Origin of the sequence: Lentzea sp. NPDC051838, from assembly GCF_040681245.1 — a bacterium.
Taxonomy (GTDB): Bacteria; Actinomycetota; Actinomycetes; order Mycobacteriales; family Pseudonocardiaceae; genus Lentzea.
Genome location: NZ_JBFAYI010000013.1, coordinates 63,609 through 84,311 on the forward strand (window position 1 = coordinate 63,609; position 20,703 = coordinate 84,311).

The following is a 20,703-nucleotide window of genomic DNA, read 5'->3' on the forward strand; positions in this document are numbered from 1 at the left end:
CCACGCCAAGCGACGTGATGCCTGACGGCTGATGGCGGCATCGGAGGCTGCGGCGTGGGCTTCTTCAGCGGTGGAATCGGATTCAACCTGGTCACATTGCTGGTGGCCGTTGTGGGAATTTCGGTGACGGGTATCGGTGTGTACTACGCCCGAAAGGCGGTTTTTCCGCCGAAGCGGAGGCTCACCTACTTCGTCCTGCCTCCCGTGTCATTGCTGTCCGGAGATTCCGGGAGTACGAAGGACATCGAGGTCAGATATCAGGGCGAGGATCTGAAGGATCCCTATCTGGTGACGATCTCCGTTGAGAACACCGGCAGTCACGCCGTCATGTCCTCTCAGTTCGACAAGTCGCGGCCCGCTGTGATCGACCTAGGTGTTCCGATCAAGGCAGTGCCGAAGATCGTCGTCACGCCCGGTGCGGGAGCCGGCTTCGAGCACTCGGTGTCGGGGGCGGAGCTCCGGCTCGGTCCAGACCTGCTCAATCCTGGTCAGTCCGTGGTGGTTCAGCTTCTCACCGAGGGGCTCCCGGACGTCGGGGGCTTGGAGGAGCGGACCGTTCACCACCTGGGTGAAACCAAGATCGAGTTCAAGGACCGCCAGCCAACGGTTCGGGAGCAGGTCCGTTCGTCCAAGGTGTGGACCCTCGTCGGTGCCCTCATCGGGGTGGCTTCACTCGTGGCGTCGCTGGTCGCCCTCTACAACGCGGCTGGAATCTCCGTTTCACTCTCGCCGGACAACGGCCCACCGGGCACTCGAGTCGTCCTCAGCGGAAAAGGCGCCGAAAGGTTTGCAGTGATCTCCGTCTACACCAACGACGGAGAGACCTCGACAACGACCTCCAACGTGACGCGAACAGTCGGTACCTCAACTGCGACGGAAAAAGTCACCATCTACGACGACACACTTGAGCTCGGGCAAGGCCAAGCAGATCAAGACGGACGATTTCAAGTGTCGTTCACCGTTCCAGAGGGCATCGCAAAGGGTGCGATGGAACTCATCGTGACAGTTCGGCAGAGCGGTTCGACGTCATTCGGCTACGAAGACTTTTTCATCCGATAGTCATTCCGCGAGCTCTTTCAACACCTGCTCCACATCGAGCGACGGGTCGGCCATCCGTGCCGCCCGCAACGCTCCGGCGAGCACAGTCATGAGCATCTCCACGACCACGTCCTGGTCGAACGGGTGCTCGCCCAGCAGATAGTCGCGCGCCAGCTGATCGGCCGCTGTCGTGTACATCCGCAGCACGGCCCTCACCGCCGGACGCTCGAAGTCCAGGCCCAGGTTCTCGCACAGGCTCCGGTTGCCGTCGTCCCGCACCTGGTCGAACGGCTCCTCCGCACCCCACGGCCGCAGCACCAGGTTCAACGCCAGGTCCCGGTGCGCCGCCAGGTAGGCCAGATGTGCCGCGTGCGACTGGCGGACGCGCTTCCCCAACGGCACTGCCGGGTCGCTGACGTGCAGGTCCAGCATCTCGCGCCCGATGGAGCACACGACCTCCTGGTAGAGGCCCTGCTTGCTGCCGAAGTGGTGGAACACCAACCCGTGCGCGACGCCGGCTGCCCGTGCGATGTCCGCTGCCTTCACCTCGTCGTACGGAGACGTGATGAACAGCTCACGTGCCGCTACCAGCACTTTTTCGCGAGTGGCTGCGGCGGTGGCGGCTCGGGTCATGCCCCAACGCTAGCACTCGTTGACTGCGAGTCAGCGAAGGAGTATTCGTTGATTAGCAGTCATTGACTTAAAGTCAACGGAGGGGAACATGACCAAGGCACTGATCATCGGAGCCACCGGAACCGTGGGTGGCCTGGTGCTGAAGGAGGCGTTGAGCCGAGGGGTGGACGTGCGCGCGTTGGTGCGCGACAAGGAACGGGCGAACCTGCCTGACACCGTCGAGGTCGTGCAGGGCGACCTGGCCGACCGCGACGCCGTGCGCAGCGCCGTCAAAGGTGTCGACTCGGCGTTCTACGTGTCACCGCACGAGACGAACGAGATCGAGATCGCCACGACGTTCGGCCAGGAGGTCGAACGGGCCGGGGCTCGGCTGGTCTTCGGCGGCTTCCACATCGAGGACCCGGCCGCGCGCGAGGCGGCGTTCCAGGCGATTCCCGCCTACGTCGGCAAGCTGAAGCTGGCGGCGTTCCTGGCTGGCACCGACACCAAGCCGGCCATGGTCAGCCTGATGAACTTCGACCAGAACGACGAGGTGTTCCTGGAGGACATCCTCGCCGGGACGTTCCCGACGCCCCTGCATCCCGAGGGCGTCAACCGGGTCGACATCCGGGACGCGGCCGAGGTGCTGACGAACGCGCTCACCGACAGCGGTTTCGCGGCCGGCGCGTACCAGCTCGTCGGCCCCGAGTCGTTGAACGGTGTGGAGTCGGCGCGGATCTGGGGTGAGGAGCTCGGGCGCGAGGTTCGCTACACCGGTGACGACCCAGAGTGGCGCAAGGCGTTCGCGAAGAGGCTGTCGGGGCAGAAGCTCGCGGACTGGATCAGCAGCTTCGAGCTGCTGAGCGCCGCGCCGTTCCCGACGAACCCGGCCGAGGTCGAGGTGATGACCACGCTGCTCGGCCGCCCGCCACGCACGTTCCGCGAGTACGTGCGTGACTTCGTGCGCGAGAACGTCAGCTGACGTTGTCGTCCTGGGTTTGCCTGCAAGTCAGCCGAAGGCCGACTTGCAGGCAAACCCAGCTCTTGCTTCTAGGAGTCATCACTGAAGCCGATGTCCGTGAGCATCTGGTCCAGCATGCTGTCGAACATCGGCTCCGGGTTGCTCACCGCGAACGGGAACCGCCCGAACACCTCCAGCGCCACGTGCCCGTACAGCCGCACCCACGACTGCACGACGTGGTAGATCTTGCCCAGGTTGAGGATGTCCTCGCCGATCGAGACGCCGTGCTCGGACACCGCGTCCACCAGAACCTGTTGGAAACGAACCAGGTCCTCGTGCAGCACCTCGGGCACGTCGTCGTCCGCGTGGGTGGCGACCAGGTTCGAGGCGATCAGCTGCCCGGCCAGCTGCAGGAACACCGAGCCGAACTGGTCGGCGCCCAGCGGGTCTCGGGGTGAGGCGAACACCAGCGCGAACTCCTGCGGGTGTGCCAGGGCCCAGCGGCGGAAGGCTCGGCACACCGCCCTGACCTTGCATCCCACGTGTCCGGTCTCGAGCGACAGGTCCGCGTACAGGGCCGCGGCCATGTCCGCGCAGATGTCGTCGCAGAGCTGACGCAATAGCGCGTCGTGGGAGTCGTAGTAGCGGTACAAGGCGGGCGCGGTGATGCCCAGCTCGCGTGCGATCGCACGCAGGGTCACTGCGTCGCGGCCGCGTTCCACCAAAAGGGCGCGGGCCGCCTGCCGAATCTCACGCTCGGTTTCTGCGCGGAGTCGTTCTCGGCGAGTGGCCTCGGTCATATGTCACTCCATCGGGTTGTAGACCCCGTCCACGGCCCCGTACGGTTTCAGTGAACGGTGTTTACAAGAGTTCACGGGATTCACAGAACGGTAACCCAGGAGGCCGTCGTCCATGTTCGCCAAGTGGGGATCTATCGCCTATCGCCGCCGGTGGGTGGTGTTGATCGCGACCGTACTGCTCGCTGTGCTCGGCGGCGTGTGGGGCTTGGGCGTGTTCGACAAGCTCAGCCAGGGTGGTTACGAGGCTCCTTCCAGCGAGGCGGCGCGGGCCGACAAGGTAGCCGAGGAGGCGTTCGGGCGGCAGAACGGTGACGTGATCGTCATTTACTCCGGCGATTTCACCAACCCGCTCGAGCTGAAGAAGATCGCCGACCACATCAGCGGCTTCCCCAGCAAGGACGTGCTCAAGGCCAACGGGCCGGTGCCGTCGGACGACAAGAAGCAGGCGCTGGTCGTCATCACGCTCACCAGCGGTGACTCGAACGAGCAGATCAAGCAGTTCGCGGACATCGAGAAGCAGCTCGGCATCGACGGCTTCAGCCAGCAGGTCGGTGGGCTCGTGCCCACCCAGAAGGCCATCAACGACATGTCGCAGGAAGACCTGACGCGCGCGGAGATGTTCTCGCTGCCGCTGGTCCTGTTGCTGCTGGTGATCATCTTCGGTGGCCTGGTCGCGGCGTCACTCCCCGTCGTCGTCGGTGGCCTCGCGATCATGGGCGCGCTCGGCGTGCTGCACGGCATCGCGATCTTCACCGAGGTCAACTCGTTCGCCGTCAACGTCGCGTCGCTGCTCGGCCTCGGCATGGCGATCGACTACGGCCTGTTCATGGTCGGCCGGTTCCGCGAGGAGCTCGCACAAGGACGCACCACCGAGCAGGCGGTCGGCCGCACGGTCGCGTCAGCAGGCCGTACCGTCATGTTCTCCGCAACGCTGCTGGTCATCGCACTGGCCGGGTTGCTGATCTTCCCGCACGGCTTCCTGAAGTCCCTCGCGTACGGCGGCATGTCGTCGGTCGCGATCGCCGCGCTGGTGTCGCTGACGCTGCTGCCCGCGTTGCTCGGCGTGCTCGGCCACCGGGTCGACAAGCTCGCCATGCCGTGGCGCAAGAAGGAGCCGAGCGAACGCGGCTGGCGCAGCCTGAGCGGCAAGGTCATGAAGCGGCCGCTGCTGTTCGCGATCCCGCTGATCGCCGTGCTCGCGGCACTCGGCGCGCCGTTCCTGAACGTCCAGTTCGGCCAGGTCACCGAGAAGGTCCTGCCCGAGGGCAACGTCGTCCGCGTCGCCACCGAGACGATCAACCAGAACTTCTCAGCGCTCTCCAACACCGGTTTCAAGATCGTCGTCAAGGGCGGTGACCAGGCCGCTGTCAACGACTACTTGGCCAAGGTCAAGGACGTCCAAGGCGTCGGCGAGGTCCGGCCGATGGGCGCGGACAAGGGCGTCACGGTCGCGGCTGCAGGGCTGGAGCACGACGCGCTGAGCAGCGAGTCGAAGCAGGCCCTGAAGGACGTTCGCGCACTCGAGAAGCCGGCCGGCGCCGAGGTGCTGGTCGGCGGCAACACCGCCAAGGTCAGCGACTCGCTCGACGCCATCGCGGACGGCCTGCCGTTGATGATCGGGCTGCTGGTCGGCGCGACGCTGATTCTGATGTTCCTCGCGTTCGGCTCGGTCGTGCTGCCGATCAAGGCCGTCGTGATGAGCGCGCTGTCGCTGTCCGCCACGTTCGGCGTGCTGGTGTGGATCTTCCAGGAGGGCCACGGCGCCGACCTGCTCGGTGTCACGCCGGGCCCGCTCGAGTCCGGCATCGTCGTGCTGATGGCCGCGATCGTCTTCGGCCTGTCCACGGACTACGAGGTCTTCCTGCTCAGCAGGATGGTCGAGGCCCGCGGTCAGGGCGCGACGACCGAGGAGGCGGTGAGCACGGGCCTCGCCAAGACCGGCCGGGTGATCACCTCGGCGGCACTGCTGCTGATCGTCGTCACCGGCGCGTTCGCGTTCTCGCAGGTCGCGATGATGCGGTTCGTCGGCGTCGGCATGATCCTCGCGCTGGCACTCGACGCCACCGTGGTCCGGATGCTGCTGGTGCCGGCCGTGCTCAAGCTGCTGGGCAACGCCGCGTGGTGGTCACCCGGTCCGCTCAAGAAGATCCAGGAACGCCTCGCGCTTCACGACGAGCCGGTCGACGACTTCGACGACTGGGACGACGAGATCCGCGAGCCCGTCGGCGTCGGCTGACCGGAAGCGAAGGCGATCATGGCCGCGTCGAACTGGCGCGGCCTCGTCTCCTGCAGCTCGCCCGACTTCATCCGGTACGTGGCCAGCACCGCGTTCGAGCTGTCGAGCACCGTCGTCGTCGCGCCGGTCGCGAAGAAGACCCTCGGGTCTCCCGGCGCGATGGCGACGCCCTGCGTGTCGATCGGCAACCGCGAGCGCAACGTCATCGTGGCCGCGTCGACGACGGCGACCGAGCCTTCCTTCGGCAGCGCGAGGTAGACCGTGGCGCCGTCCGGGGTGACGGCGATGCTGCCCGCTCCCCTGCCGACGGGAAGCGAACCGACGACCTCGTTCGTGGTCGTGTCGATCACCGACAGCGTGCCGGGCGTCTTCTGCCCGAGCCGCATGCTGCTCACGTAGAGGCGTTTGCCGTCCGGCGAGAGCGCCAGGAACTGGGGCAGGCCGCCGACCTGGACCGCCGAGGTCTGGAACGCGGTGGCGGTGTCGACGATGCCGACCGTGCCGTCCTGCGCGTTGGCCACGTAGAGGATCTTGTTGTTCGGGTGGACCGCGAGGCCCTCCGGCTGCCCGTTGACCTTCACCGCCGCGACCAGCCGGAAGTTCTGCGGGTCGACCACCGCGACGCCGCCGCTGGCCGAGACGTAGAGCCGCTGGCCGTCCGGGCGCATCGCCGCGTGCGAGAGCTGGACCTGGGTGAAGATCCGGTCGAGGACGGCGCCGGTGAACGGGTCGACCACGGTGATCGCGCCGGTCCAGCCGTTGATCACGTAGAGGCGCTGGCCGTCCGGGGACACCGCGACACCCGTCGCGCGGCCGCCGGTGTCCGCACGCGCGAGCACTGCGCCGCTTCTGGTGTCGACGACCTGCACGAGACCTGTCTTGCCCACCACGAACGCACGCGGCGACACCGATGCGGAACTGGTGGTCGTGTACTCGTGCCCTTGGTGAACACCCATCGCCGCGAAAGCCGCTGAGAGCGCTAGAACCGCGGCCACGAGGCGTGGCTTTGCCATACGCCCGATGGGACCACTTCCGGGTGCTTTCGATCTACTTCCGTCACCCTGTCGAGGGAAATCTTTGCCTGGTTGTAGTACGACCGTGCCCGCGACGGCGGTGCGGGCACGGTCGTCACTCAGTAGGACGGCGGAGCAGCTGGTTTGGATTCATATGAATCCGGATTTTTCACGGAGGCCACCAGTTTGGCGTAACGGGTGCCGGCGGTGAGCAGCACCAGACCGGCACCGAGGAACGCCAGCACGCGCGCCACGCCGTCGAGCGCGGCCAGGTCGAACAGCACCAGCTTGAGCACCGCCGCGCCGACCAGGATCAGGCCGGAGATCCGCAGCGCCTTGTTGTTGATGCCCTTGACCAGCAAGAACAACGCAGCCACGGTCCACGACACGGTGACGACCGAGTGTCCGAAGAGGAACCCGCTCTCGTCCGGCGACACCAGCAGCGCCGCGCACAGCACCGCACCCGCCGCGCCGTAGAGCAGCACGAGCCCGGCGAGGATCCACGGGAACGGGTGGCGGGCCGGCTGACGCAGCACCTGCATCTTCAGGGCCGCCCACGGCGCGACGGCCGCGTAGATGCCGAGCACCAGCGCCGTGACCAGGCCCGCCGCGTAGTCGCCCGAGGTGACGACGACGTAGCGGGGTTCCTCGATCAGCCACGTCAGCGGCACGGCGTCCCCGATCGCCATCAGGAACCCGACGGCACCGAACACGATCGACCCGACCAGAGCGCTCTTCTTGTTCAGGCGCGCCGCGAGGAACGCCAGCAGCACCGCCTCGGCCAGCACGATCGCCGTTCGCACGTTGCCGTCCAGAGCGATCACCGTCGTCTGGAACAACGCGAGCATGCCGGTCGCGCCGGCCGCCGTGGTGAAGCCGCGCGGCAGGTCGGGCACCATCCAGATCGCCAGCAGCACCGCGGCGACGGCACCGGCGAGGATCGAGTTGGCCGGGTCGTCGAGCAGCGTGGTCGCGAACATCGCGGGCAGCGCCGAGCCGGCGATCAGCGCGACCGCGACGATGTCGTCCGGACGCTTCCGGATGGTCAGCAGCGCGACCAGGATGCCGACGACGGTCGTGGCCCCGGCGACGCCGACGACGGTCCACTCGAAGTCGGCGGGGATGGCGTTGGCGGTCGCGAGCAGCGAGGCGATGAGCGGCGGGAAGCCACCGGCGATCGCGAGACCGGGCCAGTTGCGCTGGATCTGGACCGGCGTGCTGGCCATCTTCAGCACCAGCAGGAACGCGACCAGCATCACCGTGAAGCCGTCGGTCAAGATCGGCGAGCAGATGGCACACGCTGCGACGACACCGACCGCGAGCGTTTGCGAGTCCCACCGCAGAGCGAGCACGACACCGGAGGCCGCGACACCGAGTCCGACGACGAGACCCACGCCGGGAGGCAGGAACTCGTACAGGCTCGTGGCGGCGATGACGTCGAGGTAGAGGCCCGCGAAACCGGTGGCGGCCAAGGCGAACGCCCCGGTGCGCCCGGCCGGGTTGCGGTGCAGCCACATGCCGATGCCGATCAACGCGCCGCTGAACACCGCGCCGCCGATGACGCGCGGCATCGGGCCGAGCCAGCCGCGCTGGATGGCGAGGATCAGCAGCAGCACGAACCCGAGCACGGTGATCGCGCCACCGACCCAGGCCAGCAGCTTCGAGCCCGCGCCGTCCTTGCCGAGTTTCTCGAACAACGTCTCGCGCGGCTGGGGCGGCTGCCACGGCACCTGCGGAGGTGGTGGGGGCTGCATCCACTGCTGCTGCGGAGGCGGAGGGAACTGCGGAGGAGGCGGCAGCTGGGTGGAGGCGGCCTGCGACCACGGGTTCGGAGGCTGCGGCGCCCCACCCTGCACCGGCATCTGCTGAGGTGGCGGAGCCTGGACCGGCATCGGGGCAGGCGGTGCCACCGCCTCGGCCACGGCGGTCGCCGCGGTCGCCACCGAGCTCGAGCGAAGCTCAGAGCTGATCGTCACCAGCCGTTGCCCGATGGCAGCGAGCTCCAGCGCGAGGCGCTGCTCGTCCCCGAGGCGATCCTGTCCGTCCATGTGATCATGGTGAGGCAGGACACGCCAAGTGACATCCGTACACCTACTCATCCGGCTTGACTAGATACATGTGTAATCGATTAACTACTGCGCCGTGACGACCATGAAGGACGTTGCGCAACACGCAGGCGTCTCCACGGCGACCGTGTCGCGCGTGCTCAACGGCCATGCCGCACCGACCCCGGAGACCCGTGAGCGCGTGCTCGCGGCGATCGAGGAGCTCGGCTACCGGCCCAACGCCCTGGCGCGATCCCTCAGGACCACCAGCACCCAGACCCTCGGTCTGGTCATCAGCGATCTGCTGAACCCGTTCTTCGCCGAGATCGCCCGAGCGGTCGAGGACGAAGCCCGGTCACACGGCTACTGCGTCGTGATCGGGAACGCCGACGAGAGCGCCGAGCAGGAAGCGACCTACGTGCGCACCCTGCTCGACCGCCGGGTGGACGGCCTCCTGCTGTGCCCCGCGACCGACGACCCGAGCTTGGTCCGCGAAGTGAGCGCAGGCGGCGTACCGCTCGTCCTGCTCGACCGGACGGTCAGGGGCGCCACATGCCCCGTCGTCCGCGCCGACGGCAGTGAGGCACTGACCTCGCTCGCCCGGCGGCTCGTCGGCGCCGGCCACTCCCGCATCGGTGTGATCGCGGGACCGCCGGACACCTCCACTGGAAGAGAACGAACGGCCGTGCTCACCGCCGCCCTCGGGGGTGTCGCCAGCGTCGTGCACGGCGACTTCCGGCAGGAGAGCGGCAGCCAGGCCGCCGCGAAGCTGATCGACGACGGCGCCACCGCGCTGGTCGTGATGGACAACCTGATGGGCCTCGGCGCGTTGGGCGAGATCAGGGCCCGCGGCCTGCAGATTCCGCACGACATCGCCATCGCGGTGTTCGACGACCAGCCGTGGTTCCCGCTGCTCGACCCGCCGATCACGGTCATCGCACAGCCGACCGTGCAGATGGGCCGTGCCGCCGCCCGCAGCCTGCTCGCGCTGATCAACGGCCAGCAGCCCGACGACGTCCGCCTCACCGCGAAGCTCGTGCTGCGCGGCTCGTGCGGGGAGGCCGAGCTGTGAAGACGCTGATCACGGCCCGTGGCATTACGAAGCAGTTCGGCGCGACCAAGGCGTTGGACGGCGTCGACCTCGACATCAACGCGGGCGAGGTGCACGTCCTGCTGGGCGAGAACGGTGCCGGCAAGTCCACTTTGGTCAAAGTGCTCGCGGGCATCCACAGCCATGACGCGGGAACCATCGAGGGCAAAGCCAGTCTCGCCGTCATCCACCAGGAGCTCGCGCTCGTTCCCGAGCTGAGCGTGGCGGAGAACCTGTTCCTGAACCGGTTGCCGCGCAGGTACGGGTTCGTCGACCGCGCCGAGATGCGCCGCAGGGCACCGAAGCTGCTCGAGCGGGTCGGGCTGACCGTCGACCCGAACGCCAAGGTCAAGGACCTCGGCATCGCTCAGCAGCAGATGATCGAGATCGCCCGCGCGCTCGACAAGAACGCCGGCGTCCTGATCCTCGACGAGCCGACCGCGGTGCTCACGGAGACCGAGACCGACCGGCTACTCCAGATCATGGCCCAGCTCAGGCGCAACGGCGTCGGGCTCGTCTTCATCACCCACCACCTCGACGAGATCCAGCGCATCGCCGACCGGATCACGGTCCTGCGCGACGGCCGCAGCGTGGGCGTCCTCGGGCCTAGGGCAACGACTCAGCACATGATCGAGCTTATGGTCGGCCGTCCGATCGAGGAGCAGTACCCGCGCGCACAGCAGCGTCCGGGCCAGCCGCTCCTCCGGATCAGCAACCTCACCAAGCGCGGCCTGTTCAGCGACATCACCATCGAGGTCCACGCGGGCGAGGTCGTCGGCATCGCCGGTCTGGTCGGCGCGGGACGAACGGAAGTCGCGCGAGCGGCGTTCGGCGTCGACGGCTACGACCACGGCACGGTCGAGGTCGACGGGAAACCGTTGCCGCGCGGGAACGTCCAGGCCGCGATCAAGGCAGGTCTCGGCCTCGTGCCGGAGGACCGCAAGGGCCAGGGCCTCGTGCTGACCGCGACGGTCGGCGAGAACCTGGAGCTGGCCACGCTGGAGAACCGCGACTCCCAACGCCTGCACGACATCGCGGGCAAGCTCCGGATCAAGGGCCGCGTCGAGCAGCCCGTGAAGGAGCTCTCGGGCGGCAACCAGCAGAAGGTCGTCATCGGGAAATGGCTGCTGGCCGACCCGAAGGTGCTGATCCTCGACGAGCCCACGCGCGGCGTCGACGTCGGCGCCAAGGTCGAGATCTACGAGCTGATCAACCGGATGACCGCGCAGGGCCGGGCCGTGCTGCTCGTGTCCAGCGACCTGCCCGAGGTGATCGGGATGAGCGACCGCGTCGTCGTGATGGCCCACGGCCGAGTGGCCGGTGAGCTGCCCAAGGGCGCGACCCAAGACCAGGTGATGGCACTCGCCGTGCAGGAGATTTCGGCATGACCACGATCAGCATTCGCAAGTACGCGAGCGAGAACGGCGCCCTCGCAGGGCTGCTGATCCTCGCTCTGGTCATCGCGATCCTGCAGCCGGCGTTCCTCAACGCGCAGAACCTCCTCAACGTCGGCGTGCAGGCCGCGGTCATCGCGATCATGGCGTTCGGCATGACGTTCGTGGTGGTCGCGGGCGGTATTGACCTTTCAGTGGGCAGCATCGCCGCGTTGGCCGCGATGGTCGGCGCGCTCACCGCCGGACCGATCGGCCTCGTCGTCGGTGCGTTGTGCGGACTCGTGAACGGCGCGTTGGTCAGCTACGGCAAGCTGCCGCCGTTCATCGCCACGCTGGCCATGCTGAGCGTCGCCCGCGGTCTGACGCTGGTGTTCTCCGAAGGCCAGCCGCACGAGACCGACGCGCTGGTCACGTTCCTCGGCTCGAACCTCGCGCCGATGGTTCCGCTGCCGTTGCTGCTGATGCTCGCGTTCTTCGGCGTCACCGGCCTGATCCTGACCCGCACCAACCTCGGCCGTCGCATGTACGCGATCGGCGGCAACGAGGAAGCGGCCAAGCTCAGCGGGATCGACGTCCGCAAGCAGAAGCTCTGGATCTACGCACTCAGTGGCCTGTTCGCCGCCGCCGCGGGCCTCGTGCTCGCCGGACGGCTCGGGTCCGCCGGTCCGCAGGCAGCGGTCGGCTACGAGCTCGACGCCATCGCCGCGGTTGTCATCGGCGGTGCGTCGTTGTCCGGTGGCGTTGGCCGCGCCACCGGGACGTTGGTCGGCGCACTTGTGCTCGCCGTCCTGCGCAACGGCCTCAACCTGCTGCAAGTGCCGCCGTTCTGGCAGCAGGTCGTCATCGGTGTGGTGATCGCTCTCGCCGCATTGCTCGACTCACTTCGCCGTCGCTGAGAAATCCCGGAACAGGTAAGGAACACACCAATGAAGGTGACCCGACGGATCGCGCTGACGCTCGGTGCCGCTGCTCTGCTGGCGACCGGGTGCAGCGGTACAGGGGCGTCCGGAGGAAGCGGCATCACGATCGGCCTCGCGGTGTCCACTTTGAACAACCCGTTCTTCGTGCAGCTGCAGCAGGGTGCGCAGGAGATGGCCGACCAGCTCGGCGCCAAGCTCATCGTGGTCGACGCGCAGAACGACGCCACGAACCAGGTCAACCAGGTGCAGACGCTGGTGACCCAGGGCGTCAAGGCGATCATCATCAACCCGGTCGACTCCAAGCAGTCCGCACCGGCCGCCAAGGCCGCCGAGACGGCGAACATCCCGCTGATCTCGGTGGACCGCGCGGTCGACGGCAAGGTCGCCGCCGAGGTCGCCTCGAACAACGTCTCCGGTGGCAGCCTCGCGGCCATCGAGCTCGGCCGCTCCACGTCCGGCGAGGTCGCGCACCTCAAGGGCATCCCGGGCGCGTCGGCGTCGCGTGACCGCGGCCAGGGCTTCGAGCAGGGTCTGAACAGCGGCAACATCAAGGTCGCGGCCACCGCCGTCGCGGACTTCGACCGCGCCAAGGGCCTCAACGAGACCACGAACCTGCTGCAGGGCCACCCCGCTCTCAAGGGCATCTTCGCCGAGAACGACGAGATGGCGCTCGGTGCGATCAAGGCTCTCGGCGCCCGTGCCGGCAAGGACGTCATGGTCGTCGGCTTCGACGGCACGCCGGACGGCCTCAAGGCGATCCAGGACGGCACCATGGTCGCGACCATCGCGCAGCAGCCCAAGCTGCTCGGCTCGAAGTCGGTCGAGCAGGCGGTCAAGGCCGCCAAGGGCGAGCCCGTTCAGCAGGTCGTGGACGTCGAGGTGAAGGTCATCACGAAGCAGAACGTGGCAGAGTTCCTGAAGTGACGAAGCCTCTGCTTGTTCTCGGGTCCGCCAACGCCGACCTCGTGGTCGAGGTCGGCAGGCGGCCCGGCGGCGGTGAGACCGCGCTCGGCGGTGACACCGTCGTGCTGCCCGGTGGCAAGGGCGCGAACACCGCCGTCGCCGCGGCTCGCGTCGGTGCTTCCGTTGCGCTCATCGGTGCCCTTGGTGGCGACGGGTATGGCGCGCTGCTGCGCTCGTCGCTCGAAGACTCGGGTGTCGACACCGCGCTGGTGAAGACGTCCGCGCGGCCCACCGGAATCGCGTACATCACGGTGACTCCGGACGGCGAGAACTCCATCGTCGTTTCCCCCGGTGCCAACGCCGACGTCGTCGAGTCCGATGTGGACGCTCTGTCGTTCGACGGCGCCCAGGTGTTGACGTGTTCGCTGGAAGTGCCGCTCCCGACGGTGATCCACGCGATCGACGCGGCCTCGAAGGCAGGCGTCAAGACCGTGCTGAACCTGTCGCCGGTCGCCGAACTGCCTGCCGAGACCTTGGGGCAGCTCACGACGTTGATCGTGAACGAGCACGAGGCCGCGCAGCTCGTGGACGACTGGCGCCACCTGCTCCGGCTCGGCCCGCACACGGCGATCGTCACGCTCGGCGAACGCGGTGTGGCCGTGGTTCTTCCTGCCGGCGTGAAGGAGATTCCCGGCGTCAAGGTCGACAAGGTCGTCGACACGACCGGTGCCGGCGACGCCTTCGCCGGTGCCTTCTCCGCGCGGCTGGCCGAGGGCGACCGGGTCGTCGTCGCCGCCGAGTACGCGGTGAAGGTGGCCGCGCTGTCCGTCACGAAGGCCGGTGCGCAGCCGTCCTACCCCACGGCCGCCGAGGTCAGCTCGCTAGTGGCGGGATGACCTTCACGGGTTCTTTCGACCCGGTGAAGTCGAAGACGGCGAGCTCCTCCTGGCTGCCCAGCTTGGCCTCCAGCCTGCGGAGCTTGCCGTCGGCGTCGAGCCAGTACCGGAGCCTGGCCTCCGCCGCGTCCTTCTGCTTCGGGCCTTCGAAGACGTCGACGGCCGTGTCGCCGATCTGGTCCGACCGCAGCCAGCGCGCCGAGCTCTGCAGCAGCAGCTGGGAGTTCTCCGGCCGGTCCGAGCCGAGGTTCACCAGCAACCGCAGCGCGCCGTCGAGCTCCGAACCGCGTTCCCGCAGATCGCGGACCTGCCAGTCGACCCGCTCGGTGCCCGCGGCGAACGCCATCCGGCCGAGGTTCCACTGCAGGACGCCCTTGGAGAACTCGTCGTCACGGCCGTCCGTGCGCATGCTCGCTGCGCCGAGGTGGTTCACGAAGTCGACGCGGCCGTCCAGCACGAGCTTGCCGCCGGGCGACGGCACGGACGCGGTGAACGCACTGACTCCGGTGGTGTAGTTGGAGAACCGGACCAGCGCCAGCCGTTCCGCCTCGGGGATCGAGAGCGGGCGCGGGTCGGGCGTCGAGCCGCACGCGGTCAGGACCAGCAGCAGAGCCAGGGCTTTCTTCACGACCGCACCGCCGCGCGGTCGGAGAACAGGTCCTCGGTCGGCACGCCGTACTTCTCGACGTTCGGTGCCTTGTCCGGCAACGGGTCCTTGGGCATGTCCGGCTGCAGCGGTGGTGCCGCGACCTGGTTGAACGGGATTCCGCGCGGTGCGGACGGCTTCGGCAGCGGGTCGCCCACGCCTTCGTAGCAGCGTTCGCGGTCGAAGCAGTTGTTCCTGCCGGGCGCGCGTTTCGAGGCCGCGTACAGGACGTCCTGGCCGTTGCGGGTGATCACGTTGCCCTGGAACAAGTTGTCCAGCGGCGGCAGGTCCTCGCTGGACCCCAGCGCGACGCCGGTGCCGGGGTTGCCGGTGATGAGGTTGCGCGCCACCAGGTTTCGAGTGCCGCCCGCGATGCCGAAACCGAGCCCGAACGCGCCGTCGGCCTGCGCTGGTGAAAGCGCCTCGGAGTTGTCCGAGATCAGGTTGCCGACGAACGCGGCGTCCTCCTGCGGCACGAACGCCTCCTGGTAGTCGGAGTTCGACGTCATGCCGACGCGGTTGCCGCTGAACCTGTTGCCCAGCACGTACATCTGGCCGGACGCGTTCGTGCCCTCGTAGCCGACGGCGTTGCGTTCGGCGACGTTGCCGCGCACGACGATGTCGCACGGCTTGCACTGGCCGACGTAGAAACCGGAGTCCGCGCTGCCGCTCGCGTAGCTCTGCTCGATCACTCCGTGCTGGGCGTCGAACGCGTAGATGCCGTACAGCGCGTTGTTGCTCGCCGTCACGTACGAGACGCGGAAGCCCTGCAACGGCGGGAACTTCTGGGTGTCCAGCTTGGTGTAGCCGTTGCTGCCGCGACCCATCCCGCCGTTCTCGTTCAGGCCGGTGACGAGCACGCCGTTCAGCGTGTGGTTGCGGACGGTCAGGTTCTGGATCGACACGTCCGGTGCGGTGACCACGAACCCGTTGGCGCGCTTGACCTCGCCGTCGATGATCACGCTGCCGCGCTGGGTGCCCCTGATCGTCAGGCCCTTGGTCCTGACCTGCACGGACTCCTTGTAGACGCCGGGCGACACGACGATGGTCGCGCCTTCCCGCGCCGCGTCCACGGCGGCCTGGATGGTGCTCAGCTGGGCCGGGACGGTGATCTCGGGGCCGAGCTTCGGTGATGCCGCCGACGAGCATCCGGCGACCAGCAGCAGTGCTGTGAGGGTGTACGGAGCGCGCACAGCCGGTCACCGTACTGCGCCGTTCGGCCTACTGTCACACTGCCCCTGTGGGCCAACTCTCACGCCGCCGTCTGCTGTACGGCGCTGCTGCTCTTGGGCTACTCGGCGGATGCGGCTCGCCTGAACGGCAGCCGGGCATCGCCACGCCTGCGCAGCCGCACGCCGACATCTCGGTGTGGGACGCCGACGTTCCCCCGTCTGCGCAGGTCAGCTCGTCGGTGACGGTGACGTGGGGGCACGGGATCGGCGGGTTGCCGGAGTTCCCCGGTGACGCGGTGCGGCCGCGGGAGCTTGGCGGTTCGTTGTTCCTGCAGATCTGCGGGGACGATCCCGAGGCCGTGCGCGACGCGGCCGGGCGGTTGCGGCCTGCCGGCTCGTTGCGGTGGCGTGAGCAGGGGTTTTGCAACTCCGATCGCACGAACGGGTTGGGTTTCAAGGATGGCATCGTCGTGCCGAAGACTGCTGACGAGTTCGAGCGCGAGGTCTGGCTGCCGGACGGGTCGACGATCGCGGTCGTGCGCCGGATCAAGCTCGACTTCGCGGCGTTCGAGGCGTTGCCCGTCGCCGACCAGGAGCGGGTGTTCGGGCGACGCAAGCACGACGCGGTGCCGTTGTCCGGTGGCGAGGAGGTCGACTTGTCGGCAAAGACCCCGGACGGCGAGTACGTGATCCCGGCCGACGCGCATGTCCGGCGAGCGCATCCGCTGATGGCGGGCGCGGGTCTGATGCTGCGGCGCTCCTACAACTACGCCGAGGGTCTGCTCTTCATCTCGTACCAGCGCGAGCTGGAGACGTTTGTGAACACGATGTATCGGATGGTCGATGGAGACGCACTTCTGCGTTACGCCACGACGACCAGCTCAGCCGCGTTCCGCGTTCCGCCGCTGAGTTAGTCACACTGAGCTGTCCTCGGTTCCCAGTGGAAGGGTATGGTCTAGACCATGTCGAGCGCGCGGCTGAGCGGTGTCGGTGTCAGCAGCGGCCGGGCTTCCGGCCCCGTGGTCAGGGTCGCTGAGGCCCTGCCGGAACCTCCGCTGGGACCGCGACCTGCGGATACAAAAGAAGAAGCCTCCCGGATCCGTCCGGCGACCGAGGTCGTGGCGCAGCGCCTGATGGAGCGCGCGAAGACCGTCGAGGGCGAGGCGCGTGCCGTGCTGGAGACGACGGCGGCGATGGCCGGCGACCCGTCGCTCATCAAGTCGGCCGAGAAGCTGGTCGTCGACGAAGCGCTGCCCGCCGCCCGCGCGGTGCACCAGGCCGCCGCGAAGTTCATCTCGGCACTCCAGGCCGCCGGTGGCTACATGGCCGAACGCGCCCGCGACGTCCAGGACGTCCGCGACCGGGTGGTGGCCGAGCTGCTGGGCCTGCCCGCGCCCGGCGTACCGGACCTGACCTCGCCGTCCGTGCTGGTAGCGCGTGATCTGGCGCCCGCCGACACCGCGGGTCTCGACCCGTCGAAGGTGCTCGCCCTGGTCACCGAGGAGGGCGGTCCCACCTCGCACACCGCGATTCTGGCGCGGTCCCTCGGCATTCCGGCCGTCGTCGCGTGCCGTGGCGTGCTGGCCCTGGACGTTCCCGCTCTGGAGGTCGACGGCGACACCGGCCAGGTGCGCGAGTCGGACGGCAAGGTCCGCACCGCCGGCGGCGGCAAGAAGGCGACGTGGAACGGCGTCGGTGTGCTGAAGGACGGCCACCGCGTGAAGGTGCTCGGCAACGTCGGTTCCCCTGCGGACGCCGCTGCCGCTGCCGCCGCCGGTGCGGAGGGCGTCGGCCTGTTCCGCACGGAGTTCTGCTTCCTCGACGCCGCGGAGGAGCCGACCGTTGCTGAGCAGACTGCTGCCTATGAGGCTGTGCTGGCGCCGTTTAAGGGCAAACCCGTTGTGGTGCGCACCCTCGACGCGGGCGCGGACAAGCCGCTGGCGTTTCTGAACCCGGACCCGGAGCCCAACCCGGCCCTCGGCGTCCGCGGTCTGCGTGTGGCCTTCGACCGTCCGGACGTGCTGGACCGCCAGCTCGAAGCCATCGCCGCGGCCGCTGCCTCCTCCGGCGCGGACGTCTCGGTCATGGCTCCGATGGTCGCCACCGCCGCCGAGGCCTCGTGGTTCGTCGCCCGTGCTCGTCAGGCGGGGATTTCCCGCGCCGGCGTGATGGTCGAGGTTCCGTCGGCCGCGTTGTCCGCCCGCGAGATCCTGCAGGTCGTCGACTTCATCTCCATCGGCACCAACGACCTCGCGCAGTACGTCTTCGCCGCCGACCGTCAGCTCGGTGGCGTCGCCGCGCTGAACGACCCGTGGCAGCCGGCGTTGCTGCGCCTGATCGCGCAGGTGGGCGAGGCAGCGACCGCGGCAGGCAAGCCGATCGGCGTGTGTGGCGAGGCGGCGGCCGACCCGTTGCTCGCGTGCGTGCTCATCGGCATGGGCGTCACGTCGCTCTCGATGAACCACACGGCTCTCGCGGATGTCGGCGCGAAGCTCGCGACGTCCAGCATGGACATCTGCCAGCTCGCGGCCCGTGGCGCGCTGGCCGCGGCCGACCCGGCGACCGCGAAGCTCGCCGCTAGGGCACCGCACTAGTCCGCAGCTCGTCGAGGACCGCCCGGATCAACGGGTGGTCCTCGGAGCCTTTCCGGACGGCCGCCACCACTCGCCGCATAGGTGCCACACCCGCGACCGCCTGCCGCGTCGGCGCCACGCCTGCCACCCGGACTCCACCCACGGCGTTCCTCGGTGCCAGCGCCACGCCGCCGCCGGCCGCCACCAGCGCCTCGATCGCGCGGAAGTCGTCTGACGTGTGCCGGATCCGCGGTGCGAACCCGGCCTGCGCGCACGCCATCTCGACGACGTCCCGCAGCGGGTTGCCGGGCAGCGTCACGACCCAGTCCTCGTCGGCCAGCGCGGCGAGGTCCACCGGTCCCTGCAGGGGATGTCCTGGCGGCAGCACCACGTCGAAAGGCTCGGTGTAGAGCGGGAACGACGTGAAGCGGTCGGTCGACCGGTGCTCCTCGGTGATCGCCACGTCGATCTCGCCGTCGAGCAGCAGCCGCACGCTCTCGTGCCCCTCGGCATCGCGCACCGAGAGCTCGATCGACCGTTCCTTCAACGCTTTGAGCGCGGGCGCCACCACCTGGGTGATCGCCGACGCGAAGGCCGCGACCGCGACCCGTCCGGAAGATCCGGTGGTCAGAGCGTCCAAAGTGGCCTGTGCGCGTTCCAGTTCTGCCGCAACGGCATGGGCGTGCGCGACGAGCAGCTCACCGGCGGGAGTCAGCGAGACCCGGCGTCCCTTGCGCAGCAGCAACGGGTGCCCGGCCTCCGACTCCAACGCCGCCAGCTGCTGCGACACCGCGGACGGCGTGAGGTGCAGTGCAGCAGCAGCCGCCGTCACGGTGCCGTGGTCAGCCAACGCGCGCAGCACGCGGAGCCGTCGTGGGTCGATCACCGCTCCATGATGGGGGATTCCACTTCCCCGTTCACGACGACGCCGTCCGGGATGTGCGGTTCGCCGGTGGCCGGCCCGAGGGAGAGGAACTCGGTCGACGAGATCGCGGTGCCCGCGGCGAGTCCGTGCTGAGGTGCGGTGATGACGTCCTTGATCATCAGTGGTTCGTAGGTCTTCGGGTCGACGATCAGCTGCGTCTCGACGTTCGTGAACTGGAACCGCTTCGGCGTCGGCACCACTCCGGAGAGCCCCTCGCGGCCGTTCGGCAGCGTGATCTTCTCCATGTTCCGGATGAAGAGTCCGCCGAGCACCCGCCACGCTGCGAGCTGCTGCTCAGGGGTCGTGTTCATGGCCAGCACGTCCATCGCCAGCAACGCCAGTCGGTACCGGTCCTCGTTCTGAGGCAGGCGGTCGAACCCGGAGATCATCGCGCTCAGCGCGTTCCACAGCGGGATCTGGTCTGTCGGCAGCTCTCTGAGCGCGTCGAACCGGATCCGGTCGTCGCCGGAGATCGCGAAGTCCGCGTCGTGGGTCTTCGTCACGGCCGCCGCCACCGGACCGATGCGCACGTCGTGGTTGCCGCCGACCTGACGAGCCCTGCCCGGCTTGCCCGCGGCTTCCCACTTCACGATGTCGGCGTCGGAGAACGGTGCGACCCCGCCCCCTCCCTGCCTGACCGTGGTCTGGCCGTCCCTCGAGAGCCACCTGTCGGTGACGAAGCTGTACCGCAGCACGTAGGGGTTCGCCGCGTCACCGACCACCATCAGCTCGGTCTTCCGCGTCACCACCTGCCACCGGACCGGCGTGGTCGCCAGCTCCTCCGGGCGGTCGGACGGCACCACGACGATCGCCAGCGCCATGACCAGGGCCGCCACCACGAACGGCACGAGTCGCCGGAACGACGGTGCGCCCGTCCATTCGCGGTGATGGCTAGATCGGGGCAGCGAGACGATCCGGGCGAGGTCGCGTTCCATCCGCTCGGGATCGACGTCCGGTGTGGACGGACGGGTCCTGGCGAGATCCTTCATCAGGTCCATGACTACCTCGCACGCTCGAAGGCCGGAGTCGAGAGAGCGGAGCGCAGTCTTCGTCGGGCGCGATGCAGGCGCACGAAGAACGTGGCCGTCGAGCACCCGAGGACCTGGGCTGCTTCGGCTGACGTGAGGCCGTGCCACGCGATCAGCGTCAGCACTTCCTGGTCAGCCGCGGACAGGCTGTGGAGAGCTTCCCGCAGTTCGACGACCGCGAAGTCGTCGTCGGCGGGACTGTCCACGAGCTCGTCGTGCCGTGCTTGCCGATGAGCCTCGCGTACCAAGTTGCGGGCTATGCCGAGCAGCCACGGCAGTGCGTTCGACGGCATCTGGCCGAGCTTGCGCCAGGCGATCGTGAACGTCTCGCTGGTGATGTCCTCCGCGAGTTGCTTGCCCGCGTGGCTCGCCACGTAGGCGAGCACACGGGGATAGCACTCCCGGTAGACCGCGCAGAAGTCCTCCACGACCGCCCCTCCCTCTTCACGGG

The 20,703-nt window shown here is 68.4% G+C and carries 19 protein-coding genes; 10 read left to right on the forward strand and 9 right to left on the reverse strand.

The genetic code is table 11. The annotated features are described in order from the left end of the window. The first annotated feature begins 54 nt into the window (after positions 1–54). Positions 55–1,059: a hypothetical protein gene (locus AB0M24_RS26185; RefSeq protein WP_363773010.1), complete on the forward strand. Its 1,005-nt coding sequence runs from the start codon at positions 55–57 to the stop codon at positions 1,057–1,059. On the opposite strand, the gene AB0M24_RS26190 is transcribed toward AB0M24_RS26185, so the two are convergent. Further along, positions 1,060–1,671 (reverse strand): helix-turn-helix domain-containing protein, encoded by a 612-nt coding sequence (locus tag AB0M24_RS26190; protein ID WP_363773012.1) that lies wholly within the window; start codon positions 1,669–1,671, stop codon positions 1,060–1,062. Between the two features lie 88 nt (positions 1,672–1,759). Between AB0M24_RS26190 and AB0M24_RS26195 the strand changes: the two genes are divergently transcribed. Further along, entirely contained in the window at positions 1,760–2,632 is an 873-nt protein-coding gene (locus tag AB0M24_RS26195; RefSeq protein ID WP_363773015.1) for an NmrA family NAD(P)-binding protein, read from the forward strand. 68 nt (positions 2,633–2,700) lie between these two features. Here AB0M24_RS26195 and AB0M24_RS26200 read toward each other — a convergent pair whose 3' ends face one another. Continuing rightward, the gene (locus tag AB0M24_RS26200) at positions 2,701–3,411 is read right to left on the reverse strand and encodes a TetR/AcrR family transcriptional regulator (RefSeq protein WP_363773018.1); all 711 of its coding nucleotides are present in this window, start codon (positions 3,409–3,411) and stop codon (positions 2,701–2,703) included. Positions 3,412–3,523: 112 nt separating this feature from the next. Here AB0M24_RS26200 and AB0M24_RS26205 point away from each other — a divergent pair, with 112 nt between their 5' ends. After that, positions 3,524–5,647, forward strand: coding sequence for an MMPL family transporter (locus AB0M24_RS26205; RefSeq protein WP_363773021.1), 2,124 nt, complete (start codon positions 3,524–3,526; stop codon positions 5,645–5,647). On the opposite strand, the gene AB0M24_RS26210 is transcribed toward AB0M24_RS26205, so the two are convergent. Both AB0M24_RS26210 and AB0M24_RS26215 read right to left on the reverse strand, forming a co-directional pair. Further along, positions 5,578–6,660 (reverse strand): hypothetical protein, encoded by a 1,083-nt coding sequence (locus AB0M24_RS26210; RefSeq protein ID WP_363773024.1) that lies wholly within the window; start codon positions 6,658–6,660, stop codon positions 5,578–5,580. The genes AB0M24_RS26205 and AB0M24_RS26210 overlap by 70 nt on opposite strands. A 119-nt stretch (positions 6,661–6,779) precedes the next feature. Next, positions 6,780–8,708 carry a DUF2339 domain-containing protein gene (locus tag AB0M24_RS26215; RefSeq protein WP_363773027.1) on the reverse strand — a complete coding sequence of 643 codons (1,929 nt, stop codon included), beginning with the start codon at positions 8,706–8,708 and terminating at the stop codon, positions 6,780–6,782. A 103-nt stretch (positions 8,709–8,811) separates the two neighbouring features. On the opposite strand from AB0M24_RS26215, the gene AB0M24_RS26220 reads away from it, so the two are divergent. The 5 genes from AB0M24_RS26220 to AB0M24_RS26240 are packed head-to-tail and all read left to right on the forward strand — an operon-like array spanning position 8,812 to position 13,908. After that, on the forward strand, positions 8,812–9,777 hold the full coding sequence (locus tag AB0M24_RS26220) for a LacI family DNA-binding transcriptional regulator (RefSeq protein WP_363773030.1): 966 nt from the start codon (positions 8,812–8,814) through the stop codon (positions 9,775–9,777). Then, a complete protein-coding gene (locus AB0M24_RS26225) occupies positions 9,774–11,183 on the forward strand; it encodes a sugar ABC transporter ATP-binding protein (protein ID WP_363773033.1) in 1,410 nt (469 codons plus the stop codon). The genes AB0M24_RS26220 and AB0M24_RS26225 overlap by 4 nt, the downstream gene beginning before the upstream one ends. Next, on the forward strand, positions 11,180–12,085 hold the full coding sequence (locus tag AB0M24_RS26230; protein ID WP_363773036.1) for an ABC transporter permease: 906 nt from the start codon (positions 11,180–11,182) through the stop codon (positions 12,083–12,085). Before AB0M24_RS26225 ends, AB0M24_RS26230 begins: the two co-directional genes overlap by 4 nt. Positions 12,086–12,115: 30 nt before the next feature. Continuing rightward, positions 12,116–13,033, forward strand: a complete 918-nt coding sequence (locus AB0M24_RS26235; RefSeq protein WP_363773039.1) for a substrate-binding domain-containing protein — start codon at positions 12,116–12,118, stop codon at positions 13,031–13,033. Then, complete coding sequence (locus AB0M24_RS26240; RefSeq protein WP_363773042.1) at positions 13,030–13,908, forward strand: ribokinase; 879 nt, start codon at positions 13,030–13,032, stop codon at positions 13,906–13,908. The genes AB0M24_RS26235 and AB0M24_RS26240 overlap by 4 nt, the downstream gene beginning before the upstream one ends. Here AB0M24_RS26240 and AB0M24_RS26245 read toward each other — a convergent pair. Together AB0M24_RS26245 and AB0M24_RS26250 are read right to left on the reverse strand one after the other, a co-directional pair. Continuing rightward, positions 13,886–14,536, reverse strand: coding sequence for a hypothetical protein (locus AB0M24_RS26245; RefSeq protein ID WP_363773045.1), 651 nt, complete (start codon positions 14,534–14,536; stop codon positions 13,886–13,888). The genes AB0M24_RS26240 and AB0M24_RS26245 overlap by 23 nt on opposite strands. Then, positions 14,533–15,747 (reverse strand): right-handed parallel beta-helix repeat-containing protein, encoded by a 1,215-nt coding sequence (locus AB0M24_RS26250; RefSeq protein ID WP_363773048.1) that lies wholly within the window; start codon positions 15,745–15,747, stop codon positions 14,533–14,535. The genes AB0M24_RS26245 and AB0M24_RS26250 overlap by 4 nt, the downstream gene beginning before the upstream one ends. A 47-nt stretch (positions 15,748–15,794) precedes the next feature. On the opposite strand from AB0M24_RS26250, the gene AB0M24_RS26255 reads away from it, so the two are divergent. Together AB0M24_RS26255 and ptsP are read left to right on the forward strand one after the other, a co-directional pair. Then, positions 15,795–16,640: a Dyp-type peroxidase gene (locus AB0M24_RS26255; RefSeq protein ID WP_363773051.1), complete on the forward strand. Its 846-nt coding sequence runs from the start codon at positions 15,795–15,797 to the stop codon at positions 16,638–16,640. Positions 16,641–16,688: 48 nt separating this feature from the next. After that, on the forward strand, positions 16,689–18,320 hold the full coding sequence (gene ptsP, locus AB0M24_RS26260) for a phosphoenolpyruvate--protein phosphotransferase (RefSeq protein WP_363773054.1): 1,632 nt from the start codon (positions 16,689–16,691) through the stop codon (positions 18,318–18,320). On the opposite strand, the gene AB0M24_RS26265 is transcribed toward ptsP, so the two are convergent. Genes AB0M24_RS26265 through AB0M24_RS26275 form a run of 3 tightly spaced genes read right to left on the reverse strand, consistent with a single transcriptional unit; the run spans position 18,304 to position 20,680 of the window. Next, positions 18,304–19,185, reverse strand: a complete 882-nt coding sequence (locus AB0M24_RS26265; protein ID WP_363773057.1) for a LysR family transcriptional regulator — start codon at positions 19,183–19,185, stop codon at positions 18,304–18,306. The genes ptsP and AB0M24_RS26265 overlap by 17 nt on opposite strands. Continuing rightward, a complete protein-coding gene (locus tag AB0M24_RS26270) occupies positions 19,182–20,222 on the reverse strand; it encodes a hypothetical protein (protein WP_363773059.1) in 1,041 nt (346 codons plus the stop codon). Before AB0M24_RS26270 ends, AB0M24_RS26265 begins: the two co-directional genes overlap by 4 nt. Before the next feature lie 2 nt (positions 20,223–20,224). Continuing rightward, on the reverse strand, positions 20,225–20,680 hold the full coding sequence (locus AB0M24_RS26275) for a sigma-70 family RNA polymerase sigma factor (protein ID WP_363773062.1): 456 nt from the start codon (positions 20,678–20,680) through the stop codon (positions 20,225–20,227). Positions 20,681–20,703 lie beyond the last annotated feature (23 nt).